A 21,614-nucleotide genomic window follows, 5' to 3' on the forward strand; every position below is an offset into this window, starting at 1 on the left:
CGGGCTCACAGGGGACGTACCGACTCGGGCGGCTGCGGCAGCGACCGCCCGGCCGGGCGGCGCTCACCCCTGGTCGCCACCCACAGGTAGGTGGGCACCACGGGCAGCAGGGCGCGCAGCACCGGACGGGGCAGCCGCGACAGCACGCCACCGGCCACCCGCCCCGCCGCACCGCCGAAGAGCTCGTCACCCGCGAACGCCGCCGGGGTGGCGAGCACCGGGAAGGTGTAGTCCCACACCCGCAGGCCGCGCACCATCCTGCGCAGGCCGCGCCGGGTGCGATAGCGCTCGTAGTAGCTGTCGGCCCGGCCGAAGAGCCGCACGTAGCGGTCGGCCGCCGCGGGCGGCAGGTAGGACAGGAACGGCAGCTTGTAGTGCGGCTCCATCACACCGAGCCGGTTGCCCAGCCCGAGATAGAGCACACCGTCCGCGGAGAGCACCCGGCGCATCTCGGCCATGATCGCGTCCGGGTCGACCACGTGCTCGTAGATGTGGTTGAAGACCAGTACGTCGATCGAGCCGTCGGGGAAGGGCAGTGCGGTGCCGTCTGCGCAGACGAACTCGACCCGCTCGCCGAACCGCTGGGCCGCCTTGCGCAGGCCCGGCACGTCGATGTCGACGCCGAACGTCCGGCTCGCGCCCGCCGCGGCCAGCTCGTCGGCGATGAACCCCGCCGAGCAGCCGATGTCGGCGACGGTCAGACCGGCGAGGACGTCCTCTTCCCTGCCGAGAAAGTGCCCGAGCACCGCGACGATCTTCGCGGCCTTCCTGCGGCGCTTCTCCTCGTCCAGCATCGCCGCCTGGAACTCGGAGTACTCAAGCTGCGCGACCCGCTCGGCGCTCATCACTCGCTCACCGCTCCTCTTCCCCTTCGCGTGCCGCCGGTTCGCATGACGCCGGGACTTCCCCTCCGGATGGTGCCGGACCGCGCACGCCGCCCGCGGGCGCTCCACCACGCCGCCCAAGAGTACCGGTGACCGGCGACCCTACCGCCGAGTAAGAAGAGCGTCGTACCCTTGGCGGATGCTCAGCCGACTGCGGTCAAGCCGCCTGCTCCGAGTGCTGCTCGCGCTGGTCGCGGTGGGTTTCCTCGGCTACGGCCTGGCCAGGAACCGCGACGGGACCGTGGCCGCGATCTCGCAGCTCTCCTGGTGGTCGCTCGCCGGGTCCTACCTGTCGGTGATGGCCGGGATCGGTCTCATGATGCTGGCCTGGCGGGCGCTGCTGGCCGGAATGGGCTCCCCGCTGCCCCTCGGGACCACCGCGAGGATCTTCTTCGTCGGCCAGCTCGGCAAGTACGTGCCGGGCAGCGTCTGGGCGTACGCCGCGATGATCGAGCTCGGCCGCGACCACCGCGTCCCGCCCCGGCGCATGTTCGGCTCCATCACCCTGTCGGTGCTGGTCTCCCTCGGCTGCGCCCTCGTCGTGGCGGCGGTGACCCTGCGCGAGACCATGACCCAGGCGTGGTACCTGCTGGCGCTGATCCCCGTCATCGCCGTCTGCCTGCACCCCGGAGTGCTCACCTTCGGGCTCAACCTGGCCATGCGGATCGCCCGCCAGGAACCGCTCGGGCAGGGCCGGCTGCTCAGCGGCCGTGCCGTGCTCACCGCGGTGGCCCTCACCGTGGCCGGCTGGCTGACCTACGGCCCCCACCTGCTCCTTCCCATCGCGGACCTGGGCGCCTCCGGCGACTCCCGGTACCTGGTGGCCACCGGCGCGTACGCGCTGGCCTGGGCGACGGGCATCCTCACCGTGGTCGTGCCCGCCGGGATCGGCGTCCGCGAGGGGGCTATGGTGCTCGCCCTGGCTCCGGTGCTCGACTCCCCCGGGGCGCTGGTGGCCGCGGTGGTGTCCCGGGTGATGTTCACCCTCGCCGACGTGAGCTGGGCCGGGATCGGCTTCCTGTGGGGCAGGGTCTCCGGCACCGCCGGGGAGCCCGGCCGGCCGGCGGGCCCCGAGCCCGTGGCGACCCGGGAGGGCACCGCCTGAGACCCGGCCCGGCTCAGCGCGAGACCAGTGCCTCGACGTAGGCGGTCCAGTACGGCTCGGGGTCGACCGCCTTGACCCCGGCGCGGAGCCGTTCGGGCTCGCCCGGGCGGTAGAACGCGGTCAGCGCGGCGCGCAGTTCCTCCACCGAACCCGGCTCGACCAGCAGCCCGTCCACCCCGTCGGTGACGTGGTCGCCGAGCGTGCCCGCCCGGCTGGCGATCACCGGCACCCCGTGCTCGTGGCCGAACCACACCTGCTGGCTGGCCGTCCCGCTCCGGTAGGGCAGCACCAGCGCGTCCACGTCCGCGAACAGCTCGGGCACGTCCGCCGCCGGCACGTAGCCCGGCCGCAGCTCCACCCGCCCGGTCAGCCCGAGCTCGGCGACCAGCGCCCTCGTCGCCTCCTCCTGGCCACCCCAGAACTCCCCGGCCACCCGCAGCGACACACCCTCGGGCAGCGCCCGGACGAGCAGGTCAAGCCCCTTGTACGGCCGGACGAGGCCGAAGAACAGCAGCCGGTCGTGCACACCCTCCGCGGGGCCGCGTCCCGCGCTCCCCGATGGCAGATGCGGAGCCATCTCGGCCACCCGCACGGGCGCGGCGGTCAGCTCGCGGGCCTGCGCGGCCTGCCGCCCGGAGTGCACGAGCACCGCGTCCACCCTGCGCAGCAGCGCCTTCATCAGCGGTGTGTCGTACGGCTTGCGCTCGTGCGGCAGGACGTTGTGGCAGAGCGCCACGACCCGGGTCCTGCGCCCCAGGCCGGAAAGGATGCCCAGGTAGGCCGGGACCTGCACCGGGCTGAGGACGGCGAGGACGACCAGGTCGGTGCTCCGCAGCCGTCGTCCGGCGCGGACCCAGCCGTCCGGGCGGCGCCAGTCGAGGTCACGCCGGACGTGCGGGAACGGCTCGCCGTCGGGGGTGTCGACGGTCTGCTGCCCCGGGTACAGGAAGGAGGGGTACTGCGCCCGCCACGACTCGATCACCACGTCGTGCCCGGCCGCGCTCAGCCGATGGGCCAGCTCCGTGGTGTGCGCGGCGCCGCCGCCCTTGTAGGGGTACGTCGGCCCGACGACGGCGATCCGCATCTACTCGCTCCTGGAGCGCACGATGAGGTCGGCCAGCAGCGCCAGCGAGCCGATGAGCAGACCGGAGATGAAGATCACGATGGTGTTGCTGGCCAGGTAGAACGGCGTCTTGACGTTGTCGTAGACCCCCTTGGCCAGCCCGATGCAGATCAGCCAGATCGCGGGCGGCATGAGGACCTTGAGCGGGTTGAAGTACATGATCATCCGCAGCACCTGCAGGATGTAGCGGTACGCGTCGGAGACGAAGCTGAACTTCGACGTACCGGCCCGCTTGCTGTAGGCGATCGGCAGGTAGTAGACGTCGTGCTGGTTCGACAGGAACGACAGCGTGATCGTGGTGACGCAGGAGAAGCCCGGCGGCAGCAGCCGCAGGTAGGGCTTGGCGACCGACTTGCGGAACGCCCGCAGCCCGCTGTTGAGGTCGGGGATCTTCTGCCCGGCCAGCCGCTCGGCCACCTTGCGGATGAACCACTTGGCCGGCACCCGGAGGAACTTGTGCGAGCCCTCCTCGCTGGTCCGCGCGCCCACGACCTGGTCGATCGCCGGATCCTTCTCCAGGATCTGGATGAGCTCGGGGATGCGCTCGTTCGGGTAGGTCATGTCGGCGTCGGTCCACACGACGATCTCGCCGCGCGCCTCCTGGGTGCCGATCCTGCGCACCGTGCCGGAACCGCCGTTGCGGTGGAAGGCCCTGATCCGCATGTGCGGAAACCTCGGCGCGGCCTCTTCCAGCCTGGCCAGGGTCTTGTCCGTGGAGAAGTCGTCGACCGCCACGAGCTCGTAGGTGTATCCGCTGTGGTCCATCGCCTCGCAGATGCGCTCGACCTCGGCGATGACGTGGTCCTGCTCGTTGTAACAGGGCAGGACGATGGTCACGTACGGCGTTGCGTCCACAGCTGATCCACTCTCAGGCTCTCGGGCATGCTCTCCGACGGGCGAGGATACTCTGCCCAGCCACAAGCCGGTCGCACATCACCTTCTCAGGACAGCTTCCCGGAGCATTCTTAGGTGACTCTCGGCCAGGAGAAGTCTCGGTTCACGCGCTCTCGGCCGACTTGACGCCCGCCATCCCCTCGACCGCGTCGATGACCACCGGCGCACCCCCCGGATCCGCGAGCTTGACGTGGTAGCTCTCGGGAAGAGGTGCGTCGCTGAACTTCTCCCCCCACAGGTACGCCCATGTCCGGCGGGCGTGGGCGACGTCCTCGAAGTAGACGCTCTCGATCTCCCGCAGCGCGATGAGTCTGGCCCCGACGGCCTTCCTCTCCCGGACCGTGACCGGCCCCCGCCCCTTACAGGCGAAGATCGTCCCTTTACGCCCGCACAGCGAGACGACGACGTCCGCTCTGCCCTGCCAGAAGAACCCTCCGAAAGCTATGACATTGGAGACGCCCGGCACCTTTTTCATGGCGGATCCGAACGGTGCGAGGTCACGCCACCGATGGAGCCTGCCCCTGAACGATTCCGGCATGTCCTCCAGCTGGATGGCGGAGAGCAGAACCTTGTTGTCGGCGTTCTGCTCCCTGAAGTTCGCGTACGCCTCCTCCTGGGACTCGAACTCCACCTCCGCCACCTCGGGCATCGCCCGCAGCCTCGCCTCAAGCGCGCGTCGCTGATTCGCCGTGATCGCCCGACTGTGGCACTGCTCGAAGGGGTCCTGATCCTGGCACAGGAAGACGGAGAACGTACCGCCCTGGGGCCAGTCGTCCGGCGGCGGGGACACCTCCTTGTTCCCGGGCCACGGCCCATCGGGAGCCGCCACTCCCCTGGCGGTGCCCTCCAGGAGAGGCGAGCCGATACTCCCCACCGCCCCGAGCAGCACGGCGGCGACCACCACACTGGCCGGCAGAGCACGACGAACCCCGGCCCACCTCCCGGCACGAACCCCCTGCCCGGGGCTCCCGAGGGACGACTCCTCGGTCTCGAAGGCCGCCATGTCGGCGGGCACAGGGCCAAGGCCCCGTGCACCGCGGGTCCCGGCGTCTCCATCATCCGAGCCGACCGTCGGATCCGTCACGTTCAATGTGCCACCTAGATATAAGCAAATCTTTCCGCCAATATCCTGACACGCACCCCTGCGATTCGATGATCGCTTTTCTCAGGTTCTCGGATCCTCACGAGGAACCGTCATCCAGACGTCGGCGGCCAGGGACCAGGTGCCGTTGGGGGGGTCGACGAGGGAGCGCTCGTCCTGGCGGACGCGGAGGTTCATGATGTGGACGGGGGTGCCGTACCCGGAGACCTGGCGGGCCTCGGCGGCCAGCAGGACCGGGACGCGGCCGGCCGCCCGGATACGGGCCGCCAGGCGGGTGACGTCGCTCGTCCTGGGAACGTTGGTGCGATAGAGGGTGACCCGGGCGGCGGGCAGACCGCAGCTGCTCCGGACGAGCTGGGTGAAGCGGGCGGCGGTGACACGCTCGACGACGAGCACCGAGGCACGCGCGGGCAGGGCCGCGCACAGCGCCTCGACCGCGGCGCGCTCGCCGCGCTCGATCGGAGTGAAAGCGGTTCCCCCCGAGACGAACGCCACCGGGGCGAGAAGGAGGACCGCACCGGCCGTGCCGAGGCCGCTGCGGGCACGCGGACCGTACCCGGACCCGCGTGCCCGCTCGCGTACCCGGTCCAGGCCCCAGACGGCCAGCAGGATCAGGCCGGGGATGACGACGGGGACCAGCCGCCGGGCGGCCCACGGCTGGTCGGGAGTGATCCCGGGGCGGTAGAGCGTGGTGACCGTGGTCCAGGCGATGACGGCCAGCGGCAGCAGCCACTCCGGAGCCATCCCCCGCACCAGCCTGCGCGTGAGCAGCGCCGCTGCGAAGGTGGCCAGCAGCGCCGCGGGAAGCCCGACGTACCAGATCACCCAGTACGCCGAGTTCTCGTAGTAGAGCCGGGAACCGTCGATCGGCAGGCCGTTGACCCGCTGGACCCCGGCGATGAAGTCGGCGGTCAGCCGGTCCTCGACGGTGGCGGGTGGCCGGATCACGGTCTGCAACCAGGGCCGGGCCGCGAAGGCCGCCCCGACCAGCACCACCAGGCCGCCGGCGATCTCGGGCAGCCTCGGCATCCGGGCGACACGCCGCAGCGGCGCCGCGAGCCGGGGAGCGAGCGCCGCCACCGCGACGGTGAGCACCACGACCGCGCCGCAGATGGCCAGCAGCGGGACGAGCGAGCCCGACAGGTACGTCAGGTAGGGGCGGGAGAGCAGGTAGGCGGCGGCGAAACCCAGCCCGGCCCCCACCGCCAGCCCGCCGAGCAGCGGTACGCCCAGCCGCCCCGCGTCGCGGTTCCCGGCCCGGCGGACGGCGATGAGCAGCCCGGCGTAGACGAGCACGGGAAGCACGTCGCGCAGCCCGTCGATCCTGACCATGACGGCCAGCCCGAACACCAGCCCCGCCAGGGCGGCCCCGGTCCGCGCGGAGCGGATCGCCGCCGGGCCGGCACCGGCGGCGCCGGAACGGCTCTTTGCCTCCGCACCGCCCGGGGGGCCGGGCGACGGGGAGGCGGAGACGGCGGAGCGGAGCCTGGCCTCGGCGTCGTACAGCAGGGCGAGGCCGCCGAAGAGCAGGATCAGGGACGGGATCTCGCTGAAGGTGGTCCGCGAGGTGTAGAGGATCGGCAGGCTGACGGCGAAGACCAGGGCGGCCAGAGGCGCCCAGCGGGCCCCGACGAACCGGGCGACGACCCCGGCGAGCACCAGCACCGCCGCCGCCCCCAGCACCGGTGGCACCAGCAGCAGCCCGGCGACGTCACCGAGCCAGGCGCCCACCGCGTGGAGCATCGGCGCCCCCGGCATGAACTGCGGCACGACCGCGCCGCCGAAGCCGTAGAAGCCCACGCTGTCGAAGTGCAGCGCCGGGTCGAGGCCGCCGAAGGCCTGCTCCTGGAAGGGCACCGGCAGCGAGCCGTGCCTGGCCAGCCAGATGCCGTACTGCGCGTAGGTGGCGGGGTCGCGTCGGACGATCAGCTGCTCGCTGCGGAACAGGCCGTTGAAGACCCCCGAGGCCAGTGCGACCGCGATCACCCCGCTGACCTGCCACGCCGTCGCCGGGATGGTCTCCGGCAGGCGCCGCAGGCCGTACCGGCAGAGCAGCGCGGCGGCCGACAGGCCCAGCGGGACCGCGGCGAGCGGCCGGAACCAGCCGAGCAGCAGCAGCGGCAACCCGGCCAGCAGCCAGCCCGCCAGGACGAGCGCGGGCACGACCGAGACCACGGCGAGCACCTTGCCCGCCGAGAGGCCCGCCGAGGGCCCGCGCGTACGATCCAGCCAGCCGGTGGTCATGATTCGACCCGAGCGTACTGGCAACCGAGGCCTGTGCCGGGCACGGGCACGCGGGACGGCGGCGCCGTGCCGCCCGGCGTCTCCCGGGTACGGAAGCCGGTAGCGTACGCGCAGCGCGTCAGAAGGGGGAAGAGTGGTCGGGTGGGCTGGGCTGCGGCATCACCGGTCCCAAGGGGCGGTGACCACGCGTGTCGACCGGGTCCGGCGACTCGCGATCCCGCACGGCGGCCTCGGCGGGGATTCGTGACCATCGCATGAGCGACGACGTCCTCCCTGCCCCTCGCGGGCTTCTGAGACGTCGCCGGCCCTCCGGCCGGCGGCGGTTCCCGGACCGTCGCCGGTTCTTCGAGCACCGCTGGTTCCTGCTCCTGCTGGGCGTGGGGGCCGCGCTGCGGGTGATCGCCATGCTCGGCTACCGGCCCGCGCTCTGGTTCCCCGACTCCTACACCTACGTCGTCACCGCGTTGAAGCCCCGGCCCGACCTGGTCCGCCCGGCCGGATACCCGATGTTCCTGCGGCTGCTCGAACCGTTCCACGACTTCGCCCTCGTCGCGCTGGCCCAGCACCTGCTGGGGCTGGGGGTCGGCGTGCTGGTCTACCTCACCGCGCGGCGGCTGGGGGCGCCCGGCTGGGTCGCGACGCTCGCGTCCGTCCCCTCCCTGCTGGACGCCTACCAGATCGAGCTGGAACACCTGCTGGTCTCCGACACCCTGTTCACGGTCCTGATCCTCTCGGCGGTCTGCCTGGCCGTGCGCCGATCCGTCGGCCGGCGTACCGCGTGCGGGATCGGGCTGCTGCTCGCGGCGGCCACGCTGACCAGGACCGTCGGGCTGCCGCTGGTCGCGCTCTTCGCGGCCTGGCTGATCTTCAAGCAGCGGGGCCGGGTGGCCACGGCGGGGGTGATGATCGCCGCCGCCGCGGTGCCGATCCTCGGGTACGGGGCCTGGTTCCACGCGACCTACCAGCGGATCGGCATCGTGGGCGCGAACGGGGTCTTCCTCTACGCCAAGACGATGACCTTCGCCGACTGCGACGTGATGCGCCCGCCACCGGACCTGGCGGTGCTCTGCGACCCCCGCCCGCCCGCCCTGCGCCCGCCCGCGCAGGAGTACGTCTGGGCGCAGGACTCGCCGCTGGTCAAGCTGCCCGGCATCACCTTCAGCCGCGGGAACGACGCGCTGGCCGGGCGGTTCGCGTCACTGGCGATCCGGAGCCAGCCGCTGGACTACCTGGGCTCGGTCGCCTCGGAACTGGCCCGCTCGTTCACGATGGGCCGCCCGGTCTACCCGGATCAGGAGATCTACGACCACTACCTGTTCCCCGCGACGCCGCCCGCGCCGCCCGGACGCTACCCGGCGACCGTGGGCGCCCAGGCCGCGGAGCGCTACCAGCGGGGTCCGATCACCACCCGGATCGTCGAACCGTACGCGGGCTGGATCCGTACCTACCAGAAAGGCGCCGGACTGCCCGGCGCGGCGGTGCTGGTGATCCTGCTGCTGCCACCCGCGGTGGCGTGCGTCCGGCGGTTCCGCCCGGACACCACGGCGTGGGTGCTGCCCTGGTCGGTGGCGGTGGTGTTGCTCGCGATGCCCCCCGCGGTGGCGGAGTTCGACTACCGGTACGTCCTGCCGGCCGTACCCGCCGCCTGCCTCGCGGCGGCACTGGCTATGCGTAAACCTAATTTCAGTAACATTCCACTAAATGTCCGCATTTGAGTATGCTGGCCGCCGGATCATCACGGCGGTGGCAGGGGGCGGTCTTGGCCAAGTTCGCATCATCACGACTCCTGGCGTGCCCCTCGTGATCTACTCTCTGGGCGCGATGAGCGAGCTGCGCGAGAACCGGACGATGCCGCCAAGCAGGGGAATCGGATGAGCGACCACCGGCAGGCTTCCGCGAGAGACCAGCGGACGGCACCCGCCTCCCACGGCCGCAGAGGGGCCCGGCGCGCGGGCGGGGAGGGACCTCCTCCCGAGCAGCCACCGATAGCCCCTCCACCGCAGCCGAAGGATGCTCCGCCGAAGGGCAAGGGCCGCAAGCAGAGGCGGCTCGGCATCGGCGCCTGGTCCGGCATCGCGGCGACCGGCCTGCTGGTGCTCAGCACCCTGGGCGGCTACAAGGTCTACCGGGACACGCTCGGTGAGGTCGAGACGGTCAACCTGACCGGCAAGCTGGGCAACAACCGGCCGGTGAACGCCACGGGCGCACTCAACGTGCTGATCGTGGGCTCCGACACCCGCGAGGGCGACAACCTGAAGTACGGCCAGAAGATGGCCGACGCGGGCAAGCGCACCGACACGATCATCCTCATGCACATCGCGCCCGACCGCGACAAGGCGACGTTCATCAGCTTCCCCCGCGACTCGGTGGTCGCCATGCCCGCCTGCACGTCGGAGACCGGCGCGCCGGTCGCGGCCCGCACCGAGATGATCAATGCCGCCTACAACGAGGGCGGCATCACCTGCACGATCTCCACCCTCGAGTCGCTCACCGACATCCGGATCGACCACTTCGTCGAGGTCGACTTCACCGGTTTCAAGAACATCGTGAACGCCCTCGGCGGTGTCCGGATCTGTCTGACCAAGCCGGTCGACGACAAGAAGTCCAAGCTCACCCTCCCGGCCGGCTGGCACCTGCTGGCCGGCGAGAAGGCACTGGGCTACGTCCGGCTGCGCAACTACGGCGACGGCAGCGACATCGGCCGGATCAAACGCCAGCAGGTCTTCCTCAGCCAGGTGGTGAAGAAGGCCACCAGCAGCGAGCTGCTGACCGACCCCTTCAAACTGCAGAACTTCATCAAGGTCGCCGCCCAGTCCGTCCGGATGGACGAGGACCTCGCGAAGGACAGCGGCACCCTGTTCCAGATCGGGCAGAGCGCCCAGAAGCTGACCGCGAACGGCGTCAAGCTGATCACCGTCCCGTGGGGCCCGCACCCGGACGACAAGAACCGGGTCGCCTGGGTGCAGCCGTACGCGGACCAGCTATTCGCCGCGATCAAGAGCGACACCGAGGTCACCCCGCCCCCGGACACCACGGTCAAGACCGTCAACCGCGAGCAGGTCAGGCTCCAGGTGTTCAACGGCACGGACACGCCGAACCGGGCCAGGGAGGTCGCCGCCGAGCTGGCGGAGCAGGGCTTCGTGGTCACCCACGTCGGCAACGCCCGCCCTGCGGCCGGCAACGTGCCCACCACCACGGTGCGCTATGCCAAGAAGGACACCGAGGACGGCCCCGCCTACGGCGACGCGGTGGCCGCCAGGCTCTCCGGCGACAAGCGCACCCCGGTCGCGGGCAAGGTCAAGCCGGTCACCACCGACAAGTACACGCCGCCCACGGCCCCCAAGGCCACCCCCGGTGCCAAGGCCCCGACCGGACCGGTCATCCAGCTGATCATCGGTGCCGACTGGCCGGGGGTCCGGGCCCTTCCCAAGATCCCGGACGCCCTCACGGACAAGGTCGTCGACAGCAAGACCAACCCCTGCAGCTGACATCCCCGCCCGGCACGCGGCCGGGCGAGGGCGTCCAGATGGAGCACCATGCCCGGACGCCCCGGCCGAACTCTCGTGACCGGGCCTCGTGACCGGGTCGAGCCGCGAGGCTGCGGCGTCCGGATGACCGGGCGCCGCCGCGGAACCGGGCGAACCGGACACCCATCACCGGACAGCGGGGGGCACCGCCCAGGAAAACGGCGAGCACCCGCCGTTCCCGGGTTTTGGACAGTCACGATTACCCGAGAACCTCCTGAATCAGAGTGCGTGCGTGCGACAGCGGGCTCGCAGTCGGTTTAGGGTGGTCGAGGCGGTGAGGCGAACGCTTGCCCGGCCACACCCCCCGGCCAGCCCCGGGCGCCCCCGCCGGTCTGCCCGACTACTCCCCGGTCTCCGACAGATAGCTGAGCCTTCCCCTCGTGAGCGACATCCGATCCTTCCAGGTGCCGGCCCCCCAGGACGACGGCGGTTCCGACGGCCACGGCGGGTCCGCCGGCGGACAGGGCCGGAAGCCCGCCCCGTGGCCGATGCCCGGCCAGGCGCAGGCACCCGGCGGACACCAGCCCACGTGGCCGGAGCCGCCGGATGGTGGCCCGGCCACCGGCCGCCCGTCCCGGCACGCCCGGGAAGAGGAGAGCCCCGGCGAGGTCACCGAGTGGGGCGGTTACCCGGCATACCGGGAGCCCCACCCCGGCGACCCGCTCGACCTGTCCAAGCCCCTGGAACCCGAACCGGTGCCCCAGGAGTCCACCTGGGCCCGCGAGACGCCCCAGCCGTGGACTCAGGACGGCCCGGCCTGGACGCAGGAGAGCACCGCGTGGGCCCAGGAGAGCGCGGTGTGGGCCCAGGAGCCGTCCTGGGTGCGGGAGGCCCCCTCCCCGCAGGGCGCCCCCCAGGTGCCCCTCCCCCGGCCTGACTGGGCCCCGCCGCCCGTGTCACAGCCGCAAACGGGCACGCACCCCTATGGCGCCCCCCAGCCCCAGGCACCCGGCCCGGGAGCGCCCCAGGCTCCCGGGCAGCCCGCGAGTCCCGGGATGTTCCCGGGCGCCGGGCACCCGCAGACCGCCACGCCCCCCCGGCAGGCGCCGCCCACGGGCAACGAGCGCCCCTTCTCCTACTGGGAGAACAACCACCGGGAGAGCGAATCCTCGTTCTGGAACCAGGGCCCGCAGGCCGAGCAGGAACTGCGGGCGGAGCGGGAGCGCGAGCCGCAGGTCGAGGAGGAGGCCGCGGCTCTCCCTGCCAAGAAGAAGCGCGAGCCGTATCTCGACAATGTGAAGTTCGTTCTGATCGCCCTGGTGGTGATAGGCCACTCGCTGGTTCCCACCCTGAAGGCGCACTCGGCGAGCGCGGTGTACCTGTTCGTCTACATGTTCCACATGCCGGCGTTCGTGCTGATCAGCGGCTACCTGGGCCGCAACTTCTGGCACTCCAACGCGAAGATCAACAAGCTGGTGGACACGCTGCTGATCCCGTACGTGGTCGTGGAGATCGGCTACGCGCTGCTCCGCTACGGGCTTGGCCAGAAGTGGACGCTGACGATAATTGATCCGGCCTGGCTGAACTGGTATCTGGTGGCCCTGGTCCTCTGGCGGATCTCCACACCCATCTGGACCCGGATGCGGCAACCGCTGCTGGTCGCGGTGGTCATCTACATGGCGGCGGGCTTCTCCGAGATCTCCGGTGACTTCAGCATCGACCGCTTCTTCGGCCTGCTGCCGTTCTACGTGCTCGGCCTGCTACTCAAGCCCGAGCACTTCGACCTGCTCAAGCCCACCTGGGTCAAGATCACCTCAGCCGTCGTCCTGGTCGGGGCCGCCGGGGTGGCGATCCTCATCGCACCGCACGTCCCGCGCGACCCGATCTACTTCCGCTACAGCTTCAAGGCCATGGACATGTCCTGGTGGATGGGCTTCGGCGTGCGCGCCGCCGTACTGGTCGCGGCGCTGATCATGACGGCCGCGCTGCTCGCGCTGGTGCCCCGCCGTGAGACCTGGTTCTCCGACCTCGGTACCCGCACCCTGTACGCCTACCTGCTGCACGGCGTCGTGGTGGTCATCGCCAAGGACCAGGGCTGGCTGAGCTTCCCCTGGCTGTACGGCCCGCTGGGCGTGGCGGCGATCGCGTCGAGTTCGCTGGCCCTGGCCATCGTGCTCTGCCTGCCGGAGACCCGCAAACTCTTCAAGTGGCTGCTCGAACCCAGGCTGGTCTGGCTCTACCGGCGGCCGTCCCAGGCCCCCGCCGCCAAGGCCGCGCCCGCCACCGCGTCCACCACCGAGGCCGCGCCCGCCCCCAAGGAGAGTTCAGCGGCAGTTCCCCGGTAGTTAACTCAACACATCCGGTGCTGACGGAACAGCCACCCAGCATCGGCATATGCGGGTATGCGTCGCGACAATCGTTCATCATCCAGAAGACGCCCGGATCGCGCATCGGCAGATCCGGGCGCTTCTCGACGCCGGGCACGACATCACCTACGTCGCCCCCTTCACCGACTGCAACGTCACTCCGGATCCACGGATCCGGGCGATCGACGTGCCCCGGGCGATCGGCAACCACCGCAGGCGCGCGCTGAAGGCCGCCAGGGGGGCTCTCAGCCGCGGTGTCGAGGGCGCCGACCTGCTGATCGTCTACGACCCTGAGCTGCTCTCCCGCCTGCCCAGGCGCCGCCCCACCACCGTCTGGGACGTACGCGGCGAAGCCCCGCGCCGGGCCCTGCCCTCGCCGGCACGCCGGATCGAGGCCCGAGCGGAACACCGGCTGCGCCTGATCCTGGCCGACGACTCCTACCGGGACCGCTTCTCCCTGCCCCACCCGGTCGTCCCCGACACCGCCTGCGTACCCGAGAACCCGCCCGCGCGGCCCGGCCGCGACCGGGTGGTCCACATCGGTCACCTCTCCGAGGCGGGAGGCGTGGCCGAGCTGATCGAGACGGCCAGGCGGCTGCTCCCCCACGGGATCAGGCTCGACCTGATCGGCGCCGCCGACGCCGGGGTCAGGCCGCTGCTCCGGGACGCGCAGCGGGAGGGCCTGCTCGACTGGTACGGCTACGTGCCCAACCGGCACGCGCTGCGGATGGCCGAGGGGGCGATCGCCGGGCTGTCGCTCCCGCACGACGCACCCGGTCGCCGGCCCGTACCGGCCAAGATCATCGACTACATGTCCCGGGGCGTCCCCGTGGTCGCCACGCCGCTGCCCGCCGTCGCCGCCCTGGTCGAGCGGACCGGCTGCGGGGTCGTCGTACCCTTCGGCGACGCCGGGGCGGCGGTGCGCGCGGTGCTGGCGCTGCGGGACGACCCCACCGGGGCCGCGGAGATGGGCGGGCGCGGCCACGCCGAGGCCCTGGCCCACCACAACTGGCCGGACCACGCGGGCGCGTTCGTCGGGCGGCTGGAGGAATGGGCGGGCAGGCCGGTGACGTCCGGCCTGGAGATTGGTCTACTGGAGGCATGGCACGCCATCTGATTCAGGGCCGCGAGATCGCCATGCCGGTCCGCGTCCGAGACGCCATGGTCTGCGGCGCCTCCTATCTGGTCCGGGCGGACGCCGCACGGGCCGTGATCGCCTACTCCCACCTCGACGTCGCCGAGGTGTTGCCCCGCAAGGCCCTGTGCACGCTGATGTTCGCCGACTACCGCGACGGCGACCTGGGCCCCTACCACGAGTTCGGCATCGCCTTCCTGGCCAGGCCGCCCGGCGCGGACCACGCCCCCGGCGGCGGGCTGCGCGCGAACCTGTCCGAGCTACACAGGACCGGCGCCGGGGCGTTCGTCCACTGGCTCCCGGTCGACCAGGGCCTCACCCTGGAGGCGGGCCGCACGATCTGGGGTTTTCCCAAGGAACTCGCCGACATCGACCTGCGCACGTCCTCCCCCTACAAACGGTGCATCCTGCGTAAGGACGGCCGCCTGGTGCTGGACCTGCTGATCAAACCCGGCGTCCCGGTGCCGGGCACCGGCATGACGACCGCCCTCGACGCCTACAGCCACTCAGACGGCGTCACCCGCCGCATCCCGTGGTCGATGTCCCCCCGCGGCATCCGCGCCCGCCCCGGCGGCGCCCTGATCCGCCTGGGCAACCACCCGATCGCCAGGGAACTGAGCGAACTCGGCCTGCCCAGACGAGCCCTGGCCACGGCCACGGTCTCCCACATGGCCATGACCTTCAACGAGGCCAAGGAGCCTTAGCGAGGTCCGGCCGGCCACCGCGACCACGAGAGCCCGCGGTTCGACCACCGCACCCATGACGGAGACCGGAGCGGGCGCCTGGCGGAGCCGTACCACCCTGTGGCCGCCGGCCGCCGAATGCGTCCCGGGCCGCTGTCGCCGACCTGGAACAGCGCCTTCCTGGTCGGCGTCAACGCCCGGCGAACGGGCAGGCGGGTTTCACACCCGTCTGCGGGGTGGCACCGGGATGCGGTCGAGGTCGTGGGCGATGACGATGTCGCCGCGGAAGGCGGCGGCCGCCTGGTCGGCGAAGCGGTGCTCGTCCTCGGCGCGGTACCGCTCGGAGAAATGGGTGAGCACCAGCCGCCGGACGCCTGCCTCGGCGGCGACCCTGGCGGCCTGGCCGGCGGTGAGGTGGCCGTAGTCACGGGCCAGCGCGGCATCCTCGTCCAGGAAGGTCGACTCGATGACCAGCAGATCCACCCCGTCGGCCAACTCGAAGACCGGGTCGCAGAGGCGGGTGTCCATGATGAGGGCGAACCGCTGCCCGGGGCGATGCACGCTGCACTCGCCCAGGGTCACCACCGTACCGTCCGGAGCGGTGACCTGGCCGTCTTCCCGCAGCCGGCGTATGGCGAGGCCGTGCACGCCTCGGGCGGCGAGTTCGTCCGGCAGCATGGTGATGCCGTCGGGCTCGACCAGGCGATAGCCGTACGCCTCCACCGGATGGTCGAGCCGGCGGGCCGTCAGGGTGAACGGCGCGTCTGCGGTGTCGAGTTCCACCACGGAGCCGCCGAGCGGCTGCTCGCGGATCCGGATGGTGTCGTGGAAGATCGTCGCGTGCCGCAGCCGCTCCCAGTAGAGCGCACCGCTGGCGGGGAAGGCCGCGTTCGCCTCGGCCACCCCGTCCCGTGACATCCGCTGGACGATCCCCGGCACTCCGAGGCAGTGGTCGCCGTGGAAGTGGGTCAGGCAGATCCAGTCGATGTCGTGCACGCTGAGCCCGGCGTGAATCATCTGCCGCTGCGTACCCTCTCCCGGGTCGAACAGCAGGCCGTGTCCGTCCCAGTGCAGCAGATAGCCGTTGTGATTACGGGTACGGGTGGGAACCGCACTGGCGGAACCGAGCACAACAATCTCACGTGCGGACATACATCAATGATCACTTAACGGGGGGCGGCGAGCGACCGAATAACGACCGGGTGAACGGCTCCGGCCCAGTGGCGGATCGCGCGGCGCGAGACGGCCCGGGTACGGAGCCTCAGCCGTCGAGTTCCAGCAGGGGCAGCTCGGCCCTGGTCGGGAGGCCCTGCCAGTCGCTGGGGCCGGACGAGGCGAAGGCGGCGAGCAGGAATCCGCGGCGCAACCGGTCGGTCGGGTGCAGTCCGTCCAGCGCCGCGCTGAGATAACCCGCGACGAAGGCGTCCCCCGAGCCGTTGGGATCGACCACCGGCGCGGAGAGGCCGGCGGCGTCATGGCGGACGCCGTCGACCCGGACGCTCGCCCCCCGGGCACCGCGCATCACGATGACCTCGCGGTCTCCGGTGAGCGCGGGCTTGACCAGGTCGAGCTCGCTCTGCCGGACGAACAGCACGTCCGCCGAGCAGGCCAGCACGCTGAGGGTCTCCTCGGCCTCCCGCAGGTCGGGCCAGAGCTGGTCGTGGTAGTCGATCGCCACCGAGACGGGGACCCTCGCGGTCCGCGCGGCCCGTACCGCGGCATGCATGGCGTCGCGCGCGCTCAGTGCGGCGGTGATCCCGCTGACGTGCAGGACGCGCGAGGCCGCGACCCGGTCGACGGGAACGTTCCCCTGGGCGAGCCTGGCGCCCGTGCGGTAGTAGGTGACCCTGGCGGTCTGACCGAGCCTCGACTCCTTCAGGAGCATCCCGGTCGGCGATCCCTCGTCCACCCGGGTGTCGGAGACGTCCACCCCCTCGCCGCGCAGCACGGTGAGGATCCTGGACCCCAGCTCGTCGCCGCCGACCTTGCCCAGCCAGCTCACCCGGTGGCCGAGCCTGGACAGCCCGATCGCGACGTTGAACTCGGCTCCGGCGACATCCAGCCTGGCCTCGTGCTCATGGCGGATCCGGCCGCTGGTGACCACGCCGAAGGCCTCGCCGAGGGTGTAGACGTCCATGCCGGATCGGACTCAGACGATCGGTGGGCGGCCGAGGCGCAGCATGCGCCAGGCGGTCTTCCAGCCCATCGGGCGGCGCTCTCCCGCGGGTTCTCTGAGCCCCTCGCCGAAGCCCTTGAACCAGGCGCGCAGGGCGGGGCCCGAGCGCTCGCGGACCAGGGTCAGCACGCTCCAGTTGAGCAGGTAGAGCGTCGCGAGCACCCAGGGAAGGTTGCGGCGGGCCAGCCAGACCCGGTTGCGGGCGTTGAGCCGGTAGAAGTCGGTGTGCCTGGTCGGGGGGACCTGCGGGTGGTACATGACCGTCTTGGCGTCGTACTCGATGCGGTAGCCCTCGCCGAGGAGCCGCCAGGCCAGGTCGGTCTCCTCGTGGGCGTAGAAGAACCGCTCGGGAAGCCCGCCGACCTGGAGGAACGCCGACCTGCGGATGGCGCACGCGCCGCCCAGGAAGGTGGTGACCGGGGAGGAACGCTCGGGGTCGCCCGCCCGCAGGCGGGGAACGTGGCGGCGCTGGCCGATACCGCCGTCGGGGTCCTTCACCCGGAAGGAGACGACCGCGAGATCGTGCTCGGTGGAGAAGCGCTCCCGCAGGTGGGAGACGAGCCCCTGGTCGGCGTACCAGCCGTCGTCGTCGAGGAAGAGGACGACGTCACCCGTGCACTCCTCGACACCGCGGTTGCGGCCTGCGGGAATGCCCGTGTTGTGACTCAGCCGCACGCTTCTGATCGAGGCCGAGGACCCCTCGGGTACGGTGGCCGACAGCTCGGGCACATCGGTTCCGTTGCCGACGATGACCACCTCGACGTCGCCGTCGACCTGGTTCAGCGCGGACTCGACCGCCCGGTCCAGCTCTGGGATCCGGTTGCCCATGGTGAGGATGACGCACGAGATCTTCAACGGGTCATCGCCTTGACGCGTCGAAAGCACGTACGGAGCATACGTTCATGATCACCGAGTCTGCTGGATCGGGCAATTCTGGCAGGGTCAACGCTTCCTTGTTTACCGGGAAACAAGCGTATCGGAACCGTCGGCGAACACCCGCCAAACAGTAAGGTGTTCGCACTTACGACGCGCCCGGACGCCATCCGGTTCCTCATGAAAGCCGCCTGGACGCCAGAATGCTGATCAGATGCAGGATCATCTGCAGCACCGCGACGACCACGCAGGCCACCACGAGCACCCTCGTCGCGGCCAGCCCTCCGTTGATCGCGTCCCAGATCGCCGCGACCACGACGAGGAGGGACAGCTCGACCGCCTGCACGATCCGGTGGAACCTCAGTGCCGCGGCGGCCTTGCGCGCCAGGCCCAGACCGCGCGACTGGAAGTGCTCGGCCGAGGCCTCACTCGCCGCGACCAGCCCGGAGCGGGCGCGGGCCACGTCGACCAGGTCGGTCTCCGCCTTGATCAGGATGGCGCCGAGCGCGGCGGCGAAACCCGTCACGGTGTACCAGTCGGGCAGGATCTCCGACGCCCGGAACCCCAGCCCGATGAGCAGGGCGGCCTCGGCGAAGTAGTGGCCGACCCGGTCGAGGTAGACACCGGTGATGGAGGTGCGCCGGGTCCAGCGGGCCAGCTCGCCGTCGGAACAGTCGAGCAGCAGGTAGAGCTGGACCAGCAGTGCCGCCAGCACGGCCGCCCAGAGGCCGGGCAGCGCGAGCACCACTCCGGCCAGCAACCCGGTGAGGATCATCAGCCAGGTGGTCTGGTTGGGCGTGATCGGCGTCTTGGCGAGGAACCAGGTGACGTAGATCGACAGCTTGCGCATGTAGAGCACGCCGGCCCAGTGCTCGCCGCTGTTGCGTTCCATGGTCGAGTGCGGCTGGGCCACCGCACGCAGCTCAGCGACCGACGGCCCGGACATAATCCTCCACCCGATCGCGAATCTCCGGTTCCGACAGACGCAGATGCTCAAGAATCGTGTAACGACCGGGGCGGGTGGCCGGCGCCAGCATGACCGCCTCGGTGAACTGGGCCGCGGTCAGCCCCACGTCGGTGGGGCTGACCGGCAGCTCATGCCCGCGCAGGCAGTCGACGACCTGGTTGAGCCTCCGTGAGTCCTCGCGGAGGAAGAAGCAGAACGCGGCACCTATCCCGGCGAGCTCGCCGTGGTTGGAGGTGCCGGGAAAAAGCTGATCCACGGCATGCAGGATCTCATGGTCTCCGCCACTCGAAGGACGGGAGGACCCGGCGACCACCATCGACATGCCCGACAGGATGAGCGCCTCGGCCAGTACGGTCAGGAACGCGTCGGCCTCGATCGAGTCGGCCCTGCCGATCACCGCCTCCGCCGCGGTGCGGGCCATCGCGCAGGCCAGGCCGTCGATCGGCTCACCTCGCTCGCTCGCGCCGAGCTGCCAGTCCTCGATCGCCGAGAGGTTGCTGACCACGTCGCCGACCCCGGAACGGACCAGCGAGGCGGGCGCGTCGTGGACGAAATCGAGATCCACCATGATGGCCAGCGGCATGGGCACACCGAAGGAGCCCTTGCCGCCGTCGTGCGTCAGCGAGGCCACCGGCGAGCAGATCCCGTCGTGCGACAGGTTGGTGGCCACCGCCACCATCGGGATCCCGGCCAGCGACGCGGCGTACTTGGTCACGTCGATGGTCTTGCCGCCGCCGATGCCCACCACCGCCTCGTAGGCGCCCTTGCGCAGCTCGGCGCCGAGCGAGACCGCCTCGTCCACCGAGCCGTCGGGGACCCGGAAGAACCGGGCCTCATCGAGCGAGGGAGCGATCACCGAGGTGATCCGGTCTCCCTGGCCCGGCCCCACCGCCACCGCCACCCGCCCGGAGGTCGCCACCCGGCTGTCCGCCAGCAACGATCCGAGCTGGGCGATCGCGCCCCGCCGCACCTCCATGGACAGGGGGGCCGGGAGCATCCGGGCTAGTATCGGCACGCGATCTCCCGCGCCTTGGCGAGGTCGTCGTGGTTGTCTACTTCGACCCACGGGACGTCGCCGATCGGGGCGACCGCGATCTTCTCGCCTCGGGCGACGAGTTCCTGGTAGCCGTCCTCGTAGTAGAGCTGCGGGTCGCGCTCGAAGGTGGCCTGGAGGGCGTCGGCGAGGCGCTCACCGATGCCGGGACGGATGAGCGTGGCGCCGATGTACTCACCGGCGGCCTCGGCCGGGTCCATCAGCTTGGTGATCAGCCGCAGGTGACGGCCACCGTCGAGGGTGACCTTCATCTCCTCGTCGGCGAGCTTCTTGACGTCGTCGACCGCGAGCAGGATGTCGGTGGTCGCGGGCGCGGAGAGCAGCGTCTCCTCCACCGAGACGGGGTGCACCGTGTCACCGTTGACCAGGAGCACACCCTGGTCGAAGTAGTCGCGCGCGCACCACAGGGAGTAGGCGTTGTTCCACTCCTCGGCCTTGTCGTTGTGCACGAGGGTGAGCTTCACGCCGTGCCGCCGCTCCAGCTCGGCCTTGCGCTCGTGTACGGCCTGCGCCTGGTAACCGACGATGACCACGACATCGCGGAGATCGGCCGCCGCGAGGTTGCGCAGCGAGATGTCCATGATCGTGGTGTCGCCGTCGACCGGCACGAGCGCCTTGGGCAGCGTGTCCGTGTACGGCCGCAGACGCCGTCCGGCCCCGGCGGCCAGCACCATTCCCAGCAACGCGCACTCCTCATTCGGGTGAGAGCCTCCCGGCGGGCACTCCTAGGCCCCAAAGGTTAGTTGCCTTCAGGCCCTGATCGTGTAATCGAGGGTGCGCCGGGCGTTCTCAATCGTGGGCGCCGAGGTCGGCCGCGTCCACCCCGAACCTCGGGGCGGCCAGCCAGCAGGTGATGCTCTCCCAGCCGAAAAGGCACCACAGGTACAACGAGAGCAGCACGAACACCAGCGTGACCTGCCCGGCGAGGCCGCCGAGGGCGACCAGCAGCATCCTGCCGTCCCAGCCGAGGCCGGATGTGGCCAGCCAGGCCGGCGGGTAGACCCGCTGCCGGAGACGGTAGACGACGTCGTAGTGGTGGAAGGCCATCGCGCCGAGCAGCATGAGGATCAGCCACGGCGGCACGTCGTGCGCGAAGCCCACCGAGGCCACGAAGCCGTACTCGGTGAGGCGCAGGATCGGCGGCACCAGCCAGTCGAGCCGGCCGTCGTGCGGGTGGGAGCTGCCCGGACCGGCGAGCAACAGCGCCACCGCGGGGGCGAAGACCGCCGGCCCGTCGGTGCCGGCCACGCCGACCAGCAGCAGCACCCCGGTCACGAACATCCCGACGATGGCGGGCGGCAGCGGCGGTAGCTGCCCGGCGACCAGCGCGCCCATGGCCCTCGATGGCACCCCGTCGTCCCGGTAGGCGACCACGGCGCTACGCGGCACCGGCGCCATATGCACAGAAACCATGATCACATCCGTTTTCCCAGTCGCCCCGCGGAAAGCCCGACCATTCCTGCCTGCCCCGCGTCGGACACCGCCCGCCCCGTGGCAGGCCCGTCCGATCCCGTGACCGGCCGCCTCGACGGCGGAAACCG

General features: G+C 71.1%; 18 protein-coding genes. 6 read left to right on the top strand and 12 right to left on the bottom strand.

All coding sequences use genetic code 11. The features are described from left to right. Nucleotides 1-5 precede the first annotated feature (5 nt). Nucleotides 6-845, bottom strand: coding sequence for a class I SAM-dependent methyltransferase (locus tag IG98_RS0107375; RefSeq protein WP_030907439.1), 840 nt, complete (start codon nt 843-845; stop codon nt 6-8). A gap of 178 nt (nt 846-1,023) precedes the next feature. Here IG98_RS0107375 and IG98_RS0107380 point away from each other — a divergent pair, with 178 nt between their 5' ends. Next, nucleotides 1,024-1,989, top strand: coding sequence for a lysylphosphatidylglycerol synthase domain-containing protein (locus IG98_RS0107380; protein WP_063766170.1), 966 nt, complete (start codon nt 1,024-1,026; stop codon nt 1,987-1,989). A gap of 13 nt (nt 1,990-2,002) precedes the next feature. Here the strand turns inward: IG98_RS0107380 and IG98_RS0107385 are convergent, their stop codons facing one another. The 4 genes from IG98_RS0107385 to IG98_RS0107400 all read right to left on the bottom strand — a co-directional run bounded on the left by IG98_RS0107385 (nt 2,003) and on the right by IG98_RS0107400 (nt 7,352). Beyond that, complete coding sequence (locus tag IG98_RS0107385) at nt 2,003-3,073, bottom strand: glycosyltransferase family 4 protein (protein WP_030907445.1); 1,071 nt, start codon at nt 3,071-3,073, stop codon at nt 2,003-2,005. After that, nucleotides 3,074-3,967, bottom strand: a complete 894-nt coding sequence (locus tag IG98_RS0107390) for a glycosyltransferase family 2 protein (protein ID WP_030907449.1) — start codon at nt 3,965-3,967, stop codon at nt 3,074-3,076. Nucleotides 3,968-4,109: 142 nt separating this feature from the next. Next, nucleotides 4,110-5,009: a permease-like cell division protein FtsX gene (locus IG98_RS46635; protein WP_157594193.1), complete on the bottom strand. Its 900-nt coding sequence runs from the start codon at nt 5,007-5,009 to the stop codon at nt 4,110-4,112. Between the two features lie 162 nt (nt 5,010-5,171). Further along, the gene (locus IG98_RS0107400) at nt 5,172-7,352 is read right to left on the bottom strand and encodes a hypothetical protein (protein WP_051751717.1); all 2,181 of its coding nucleotides are present in this window, start codon (nt 7,350-7,352) and stop codon (nt 5,172-5,174) included. Nucleotides 7,353-7,606: 254 nt separating this feature from the next. Here IG98_RS0107400 and IG98_RS0107405 point away from each other — a divergent pair, with 254 nt between their 5' ends. The 5 genes from IG98_RS0107405 (at nt 7,607) to IG98_RS0107425 (ending at nt 15,024) form a co-directional block, all read left to right on the top strand. Beyond that, the gene (locus IG98_RS0107405; RefSeq protein ID WP_245651426.1) at nt 7,607-9,067 is read left to right on the top strand and encodes a hypothetical protein; all 1,461 of its coding nucleotides are present in this window, start codon (nt 7,607-7,609) and stop codon (nt 9,065-9,067) included. 156 nt (nt 9,068-9,223) lie between these two features. Beyond that, a complete protein-coding gene (locus IG98_RS0107410; RefSeq protein WP_030907461.1) occupies nt 9,224-10,840 on the top strand; it encodes an LCP family protein in 1,617 nt (538 codons plus the stop codon). A 419-nt stretch (nt 10,841-11,259) separates the two neighbouring features. Then, on the top strand, nt 11,260-13,164 hold the full coding sequence (locus IG98_RS46640) for an acyltransferase family protein (protein WP_051751719.1): 1,905 nt from the start codon (nt 11,260-11,262) through the stop codon (nt 13,162-13,164). Nucleotides 13,165-13,213: 49 nt separating this feature from the next. Then, complete coding sequence (locus tag IG98_RS0107420) at nt 13,214-14,302, top strand: glycosyltransferase (protein ID WP_051751722.1); 1,089 nt, start codon at nt 13,214-13,216, stop codon at nt 14,300-14,302. Beyond that, nucleotides 14,287-15,024 carry an acetoacetate decarboxylase family protein gene (locus IG98_RS0107425; RefSeq protein WP_030907470.1) on the top strand — a complete coding sequence of 246 codons (738 nt, stop codon included), beginning with the start codon at nt 14,287-14,289 and terminating at the stop codon, nt 15,022-15,024. Before IG98_RS0107420 ends, IG98_RS0107425 begins: the two co-directional genes overlap by 16 nt. Nucleotides 15,025-15,222: 198 nt before the next feature. On the opposite strand, the gene IG98_RS0107430 is transcribed toward IG98_RS0107425, so the two are convergent. From IG98_RS0107430 to IG98_RS0107460, 7 genes are all read right to left on the bottom strand, one after another. After that, nucleotides 15,223-16,155, bottom strand: coding sequence for a ribonuclease Z (locus IG98_RS0107430; RefSeq protein WP_030907473.1), 933 nt, complete (start codon nt 16,153-16,155; stop codon nt 15,223-15,225). Nucleotides 16,156-16,264: 109 nt separating this feature from the next. Next, nucleotides 16,265-17,140, bottom strand: a complete 876-nt coding sequence (locus IG98_RS0107435; protein WP_030907477.1) for a sugar kinase — start codon at nt 17,138-17,140, stop codon at nt 16,265-16,267. 12 nt (nt 17,141-17,152) lie between these two features. Continuing rightward, a complete protein-coding gene (locus tag IG98_RS0107440; protein ID WP_030907480.1) occupies nt 17,153-18,034 on the bottom strand; it encodes a glycosyltransferase family 2 protein in 882 nt (293 codons plus the stop codon). 196 nt (nt 18,035-18,230) lie between these two features. After that, nucleotides 18,231-18,998 (bottom strand): CDP-alcohol phosphatidyltransferase family protein, encoded by a 768-nt coding sequence (locus IG98_RS0107445; RefSeq protein ID WP_030907483.1) that lies wholly within the window; start codon nt 18,996-18,998, stop codon nt 18,231-18,233. After that, entirely contained in the window at nt 18,976-20,016 is a 1,041-nt protein-coding gene (locus tag IG98_RS0107450) for an iron-containing alcohol dehydrogenase family protein (RefSeq protein WP_030907485.1), read from the bottom strand. The genes IG98_RS0107445 and IG98_RS0107450 overlap by 23 nt, the downstream gene beginning before the upstream one ends. A 5-nt stretch (nt 20,017-20,021) precedes the next feature. Next, entirely contained in the window at nt 20,022-20,756 is a 735-nt protein-coding gene (locus tag IG98_RS0107455; protein ID WP_030907488.1) for a phosphocholine cytidylyltransferase family protein, read from the bottom strand. Between the two features lie 106 nt (nt 20,757-20,862). Next, entirely contained in the window at nt 20,863-21,486 is a 624-nt protein-coding gene (locus tag IG98_RS0107460) for a DUF5941 domain-containing protein (RefSeq protein ID WP_030907491.1), read from the bottom strand. Nucleotides 21,487-21,614: the final 128 nt, after the last annotated feature.

This window comes from Streptosporangium amethystogenes, from assembly GCF_000721075.1.
Taxonomy (GTDB): Bacteria; Actinomycetota; Actinomycetes; order Streptosporangiales; family Streptosporangiaceae; genus Streptosporangium; species Streptosporangium amethystogenes.